At 76.4% G+C, this 6,260-nt stretch carries 7 protein-coding genes; all 7 read left to right on the forward strand.

Annotated elements, in window-relative coordinates; all coding sequences use genetic code 11:
* Positions 1–8 precede the first annotated feature (8 nt).
* Positions 9–317, forward strand: a complete 309-nt coding sequence (locus PV341_RS43050) for a (2Fe-2S)-binding protein (RefSeq protein WP_500322324.1) — start codon at positions 9–11, stop codon at positions 315–317.
* 349 nt (positions 318–666) lie between these two features.
* On the forward strand, positions 667–2,001 hold the full coding sequence (locus PV341_RS43055) for an FAD-dependent oxidoreductase (protein WP_500360733.1): 1,335 nt from the start codon (positions 667–669) through the stop codon (positions 1,999–2,001).
* Positions 1,998–2,897 carry a dihydrodipicolinate synthase family protein gene (locus PV341_RS43060; RefSeq protein ID WP_500322326.1) on the forward strand — a complete coding sequence of 300 codons (900 nt, stop codon included), beginning with the start codon at positions 1,998–2,000 and terminating at the stop codon, positions 2,895–2,897. Before PV341_RS43055 ends, PV341_RS43060 begins: the two co-directional genes overlap by 4 nt.
* A 62-nt stretch (positions 2,898–2,959) precedes the next feature.
* The gene (locus PV341_RS43065; RefSeq protein WP_500360734.1) at positions 2,960–3,961 is read left to right on the forward strand and encodes a proline racemase family protein; all 1,002 of its coding nucleotides are present in this window, start codon (positions 2,960–2,962) and stop codon (positions 3,959–3,961) included.
* A gap of 58 nt (positions 3,962–4,019) precedes the next feature.
* On the forward strand, positions 4,020–4,691 hold the full coding sequence (locus PV341_RS43070) for a GntR family transcriptional regulator (protein ID WP_500322329.1): 672 nt from the start codon (positions 4,020–4,022) through the stop codon (positions 4,689–4,691).
* A complete protein-coding gene (locus PV341_RS43075) occupies positions 4,688–5,386 on the forward strand; it encodes a (2Fe-2S)-binding protein (protein ID WP_500360736.1) in 699 nt (232 codons plus the stop codon). The genes PV341_RS43070 and PV341_RS43075 overlap by 4 nt, the downstream gene beginning before the upstream one ends.
* Positions 5,387–5,518: 132 nt before the next feature.
* The coding region (locus PV341_RS43080; RefSeq protein WP_500360737.1) for an SAM-dependent methyltransferase at positions 5,519–6,260 on the forward strand (742 nt) is incomplete at its 3' end.

Genomic DNA, 6,260 nt, shown 5'->3' on the forward strand with positions numbered 1-6,260 from the left:
GCCACCCCGTGAGCCGTCGCAGCCCCCTGCGCCTGGCCCGCGCCGCACCGGGCCCGGGCTTCACCTTCACCTTCGAGGGGCGCGACATCCCCGCCCACCCCGGCCAGTCCGTCGCCGCCGCCCTCTGGTCGGCCGGCGTCCTGTCCTGGCGCACCACCCGCGTCGACGGCGCCCCGCGCGGCGTCTTCTGCGGCATCGGCGTCTGCTTCGACTGCCTCCTCACGGTCAACGGCCGCCCGGGGCAGCGCGCCTGCGTCACCGTCGCCCACCCCGGCGACGTCGTCACCCCGCAGGTGGGCACGGGGGAGCTGCCGTGAGCGCCCGCGTCGGGGCCGCGGTGCGCCGTGGCCGGGGCGGGCGACGGGGAGCTGCCGTGGGCGGTGCCCGCCCGGCGCGGTGCGGCGGTTCGGCGCGGTGGCGGGCGCCGGCGAAGGCGCGCGGGCAGCGGAATCCGCGGGAAGGGACGGCGGGTCCCGCCGCGGCCCGGCCCGGTCCGTCGGTGACCGCGGCGACGTCGCCGGCCACGGCCGGGACGTCCGTCCCGGACTCGCCGGACGGTGCCGGAGCCAACGGAGGGGGACGGCCGGGGCCCGTGCGGGGCTTGTCCGCGCCTCAGGGGGTGGTCCGCGGGGGGCGCCCCGCACCGGGCCCGCGGGGGAGGCGGGCGTGACCGGGGACAGGTACGAGCTGGCCGTCGTGGGGGCCGGGCCCGCGGGGATCGCGGCGGCGCTGGCGGCTGCGGACGCGGGCGTACGGGTCGCCCTGGTCGACGCCGCGCCCCAGGCGGGCGGGCAGTTCTACCGGCAGCCCGCGCCGGGACTCCGGGCGCGCAGGACCCGGGCCCTGCACCACGCGTGGCGCACCTGGCGGGGGCTGTACGGGCGACTGGAGGCCCACCTCGCCACGGGCCGCGTCACCCACCTGCCGCAGCGCCAGGTCTGGTGCATGGAGCCGGGGTTCACCCTCCACACGCTCGAGGCGGGCGCGATCCGGGCGGACGCGGTGGTCCTCGCGACCGGGGGCTACGAGAAGGTGCTGCCGTTCCCCGGCTGGACGCTGCCCGGGGTCGTCACGGCGGGCGGCGCGCAGGCCATGCTCAAGGGCGGCCTGGTGCTCCCCGGCCGTACGGTCGTCGTCGCCGGGACGGGGCCGCTGCTGCTGCCGGTCGCGGCGGGCCTCGCGGCGGCCGGGGCGCGCGTCGCGGCGCTCGCCGAGGCCGCCGACCCGCGTGACCTGCTGCGGCACGGCACCGCCGTACCCCTCGGCAAGGCCGTGGAGGGTGCCGCCTACGCCGTCCGGCTCGCCCGGCACGGGATCCGCGTGCGCTGGCGGCACACGGTCGTCGCCGCCCACGGCGAGGACCGCGTCGAGGCGGTCACCCTCGCCGGGCCCGACGGCACACGGTGCCGCGTCGCCTGCGATGCCCTCGCCGTCGGCCACGGGCTGTTGCCGCACACCGACCTGGCGGACTCCTTCGAGGTGGACGCGGAACAGCGCACCCCCACCCCCGGCGTCTGGGCCGCGGGCGAGGTGACCGGCGTCGGCGGCGCGGAGCTCGCCCTGGCCGAGGGAGAGATCGCCGGCCGTTCCGCCGCCGCCCGGCTGCGCGGCACCGAGCCCCACCCCGCCGCCTGGGTCGCGGCCGCCCGCCGCCGCGGGCGGCTGCGGAGGTTTGCCGCCGTGCTCGACGCCGTCTACCGGCTCCCCGGCGACTGGGCGGAGTCCACCGTCACCGACGACACCCTGCTGTGCCGCTGCGAGGAGGTGCCCGCCGCCGCCGTCCGCGAGGCCGTCCGCGACCTCGGCGCCGGCGACCTGCGCACCGTCAAGCTGCTGACCCGCGCCGGGATGGGCTGGTGCCAGGGCCGCGTCTGCGGCCCCGGTGTCGCCGCCGTCGCCGGTTGCCCCTTCACCGACCCCGGGCGGTCCCTCGCCCGGCCCGTGCCGCTCGGCCTGCTGGCCGGCGGGGCAGAAGAAGAGGAAGAGAGGGAACGGCCATGAACACCACCCCCGACCGCCCGTGGCGCGGCGTGCTCGTCGCCACCGCCCTGCCGCTGCGCGCAGGTGACCTGTCCGTCGACCACGAGGCCTACGCGGCCCACTGCGCCTGGCTGGTGGCGAACGGCTGCGACGGCGTCGTGCCCAACGGCTCCCTCGGCGAGTACCAGGTCCTGACCCCCGCCGAGCGCGCGCGGGTCGTGGAGACGGCCGTCGCCGCGATCGGCGGCGAGCGCGTCGTACCGGGCGTCGCCGCGTACGGCTCGGGCGAGGCGCGCCACTGGGCCGAGCACGCCGCCGACGCCGGCTGCTCGGCCGTGATGCTGCTGCCGCCCAACGCCTACCGTGCGGACGAGCGTTCCGTGCACGCCCACTACGCCGAGGTCGCGCGGGCGGGGCTGCCGGTCGTCGCGTACAACAACCCCTACGACACCAAGGTCGACCTGACCCCGCGCCTGCTCGCGGAGCTGCACGGCGCGGGTCACATCCAGGCCGTGAAGGAGTTCAGCGGCGACGTGCGCCGCGCCTGGGAGCTGGCCGAGCTCGCCCCGGAACTCGACCTCGTGGTGGGCGCGGACGACGTCCTGCTCGAACTGGCCACCGCGGGCGCCAAGGGCTGGGTGGCGGGCTACCCCAACGCGCTGCCCCGCGCCTGCGGCGAGCTCTTCCGCGCCGCGGTCGCCGGGGACACCGCGACCGCGCTGCCGCTCTACCGGGCGCTGCACCCGCTGCTGCGCTGGGACTCCCGGACGGAGTTCGTCCAGGCCATCAAGGTGTCGATGGACCTCACCGGCCGGTACGGGGGCCCCTGCCGCCCGCCGCGCACGCCGCTGCTGCCGGAGCAGGAGAAGGAGGTCAGGGCCGCCACCGAGGCCGCGATCGCCGCCGGCCTCGCCTGACCGGGCTCCGGCCTCGCCTGACCGGGCTCCGGCCCCCCGACCCACGAGGAGGACACACCCCCATGCGCAGCAAACTCGTCCTGCACGCGGTGGACTCCCACACCGAGGGCATGCCCACCCGCGTCGTCACCGGCGGCATCGGCACCGTCCCTGGCGCCACCATGAACGAACGCCGCCTCCACTTCCGCGACCACCTCGACCACATACGGCACCTGCTGATGGACGAGCCGCGCGGCCACGCCGCGATGAGCGGGGCGATCCTGCAGCCGCCGACCCGTCTGGACGCCGACTACGGCGTGATCTACATCGAGGTCTCCGGCTACCTCCCGATGTGCGGGCACGGCACGATCGGCGTGGCGACCGTCCTCGTCGAGACCGGCATGGTGCCGGTGACCGAGCCCGTCACCACGGTCCGCCTCGACACCCCGGCGGGCCTGGTCGTCGCGGAGGTCGCCGTCGAGGGCGGTGCGGCGACCGCCGTGACCCTGCGCAACGTCCCCTCGTTCTGCGTCGCGCTGGACCGCAAGGCCGTCCTCGCCGACGGCCGCACGGTCACGTACGACCTCGCCTACGGCGGGAACTTCTACGCGATCCTGCCCCTGGACGCCTTCGGCCTGCCCTTCGACCGCTCCCGCAAGGACGACATCCTCGCCGCGGGCCTCGCGCTGATGGACGCGATCAACGCGGAGGACCCGCCCGTCCACCCGGAGGACCCCACCATCCGCGGCTGCAAGCACGTCCAGTTGCTGGCGCCCGGCTCCACGGCCGTCCGTTCACGGCACGCCATGGCCATCCACCCGGGCTGGTTCGACCGTTCACCCTGCGGCACCGGCACGAGCGCGCGCATGGCCCAGCTGCACGCCCGCGGCGAACTGCCCCTGCACCAGGACTTCGTGAACGAGTCCTTCATCGGCACGCACTTCACCGGCCGGCTCACCGGCACCGCCGAGGTGGCCGGTCTGCCCGCCGTGCTGCCGTCCGTCACGGGCCGCGCCTGGATCACCGGCACCGCCCAGTACCTGCTGGACCCGGCCGACCCGTTCCCCGCCGGATTCGTCCTCTAGCCGCCCGGGCACCGATACTGGGCGCATACATGCCACGTCGCCGAGGAGGAGCCACCGCATGGCAGCGCACGACGGGCCCGCCCTGCCCGCCCTCGGCGGGCAGCGCACCGGCAGTTACCGCGAACTCGTCGCGGACGCCCTGCGCGCGGCGCTGGTCGCGGGGGAGCTCCGCCCCGGCGAGGTGCACTCGGTGCCCGCGCTGGCGGCCCGCTTCGGCATCTCCGCCACGCCCGTCCGCGAGGCGCTGCTGGACCTGGCCAAGGAGGGGCTGCTCGACCCGGTGCCCAACAAGGGCTTCCGGGTGACCGCGGTGTCCGAGCGGCAGCTCGACGAGTACACCCACATCCGCTCGCTCATCGAGGTCCCGACCGTCACCGGCCTCGCCTCCACCGCCGACGCCACGGCGCTGGAGGCGCTGCGCCCGGCCGCCGAGGAGATCGTCACCGCCGCCGCGGCCGGCGACCTCATCGCCTACGTGGAGGCCGACCGCCGCTTCCACCTCGGGCTGCTCGCGCTCGCCGGCAACGAGCACCTGGTCGAGGTCGTCGGCGACCTGCGCAAGCGCTCCCGGCTGTACGGCCTCACGGCGCTCGCCGAGCGCGGCCTGCTGCGGGCCTCCGCCGAGGAGCACCTGGAGCTGCTGGACGCCCTTCTGGCCCGCGACGGCGCGACCGTACAGGCCGTCATGACCCGGCACCTCGGGCACGTCAGGGGCCTGTGGGCGCGATGACCGGCGCAGGCGCCGTGGGACCGGGACCGTTCTTCACCGTGCGCACCGGGCCGGGGGAGCCGCGGGCCGAGGGTTTCGTGCCGCTGGCGCAGGTGTACGCCGGGCGGCCGTCGCCCGAGCTCACCGGCCGGGTGGCGGAGGTCGGGCGGCGCCTGCGCACCTCCGAGCGGCGCGTCGCCGCCTCGCTGGCCCACCAGGGGCTGGCCGCACGGCTGTGCTCCGTCGCACTCGGACCGGCGGCGCTCACCGGCCGCATGCCCGACCTGTCCGGCGGACGCCTGTGGTGGCACCCCGGCCGGTCCACGCCGGACGAGCTGTGGCTGCCGGACGACGCCCCGGACGTGCCCGCGGGGCGGCTGCGCGAGGACGTCCTCCACGGCCACCTCGTGCCCCTCTGCGCGGCCGTGCACGCGGTGTCGGGCGTCGCGCCCGGACTGCTGTGGGGCAACGCCGCCTCGGCCCTCGCCGGCACCCTGCGGGTGCTGCACTCCTGGTGCCTGGGGGAGGGCGCGCGCCCCGACGCGGCCGCCCGCGCCGTCGCGCTGACGGAGGAACTGACGGCGGACCCGCTGCTGCGCGACGCCGGCGACCTTCGGCTCACCGGGACCGGCGCGCCCGCCTACGCACGCCGCAGCTGCTGCCTGTACTACCGCGTGCCCGGCGGCGGGCTGTGCGGGGACTGCGTGCTGCGCTGAGGGCGGGAAGGGTGCCCTTCGTTCGGCCCCTCGACCAGGAACTATCTACGTGGGCAGAGAAGTTGATGATGTGAAAAGCTGTCGTCAGCGGTGCCGGGTCAGGGCCCGGACGGCCGCCGAGAGGAGCGCAGCGTGATGGAGAACGGCTTCCGCGCCGAGGAGATCGACACCGGCAGGCCGCACCCCGCGCGGATCTACGACTACCTGCTGGGCGGCAAGGACAACTACGAGGTGGACCGCACGGCCGCCGACGCGCTCGCCGCCGTCGCGCCCGAGGTGAGGATCGGCGTCCGCGCCAACCGGGCCTTCATGCGCCGGGCCGTCCGGCACGTGGTCGGCAGCGGCGTCCGCCAGGTCCTCGACATCGGCACCGGCCTGCCCACCTCCCCCAACGTGCACGAGATCGCCCAAGAGGTGGCGCCGGACGTCCGCATCGCGTACGTCGACAACGACCCGATCGTGAACACGCACGCCAACGCCCTGCTCAGCCGCTCGGGCGCCACCAGCGTCGTGCTCGCCGACCTGCGCGACCCGCGGGCCGTCCTGGAGCACCCCGACGTCCGCCGGGTCATCGACTTCGACGAACCCGTCGCCCTGCTCCTCGTCGCCGTCCTCCACTTCCTCACCGACGCGGAGAAGCCCGCGGAGATCGTCGCCACCCTGCGCGACGCGCTCCCGGCCGGCAGCTACGTGGTGCTCTCGCACGCCACCGGCGACTTCGCCGACCGCAGCGACGCCCAGGCGGTCTACAACAAAGCCACCGCCACCTTGAACCTCCGCTCCCGCTCCGAGGTCGAGCGGTTCTTCGACGGTCTCCAGCTGGAGGACCCGGGCCTTGTCCAGGTCCCCTTCTGGCGCCCCGACGCCCCGGTCC

Origin of the sequence: Streptomyces sp. PA03-1a, from assembly GCF_033792805.1 — a bacterium.
Taxonomy (GTDB): Bacteria; Actinomycetota; Actinomycetes; order Streptomycetales; family Streptomycetaceae; genus Actinacidiphila.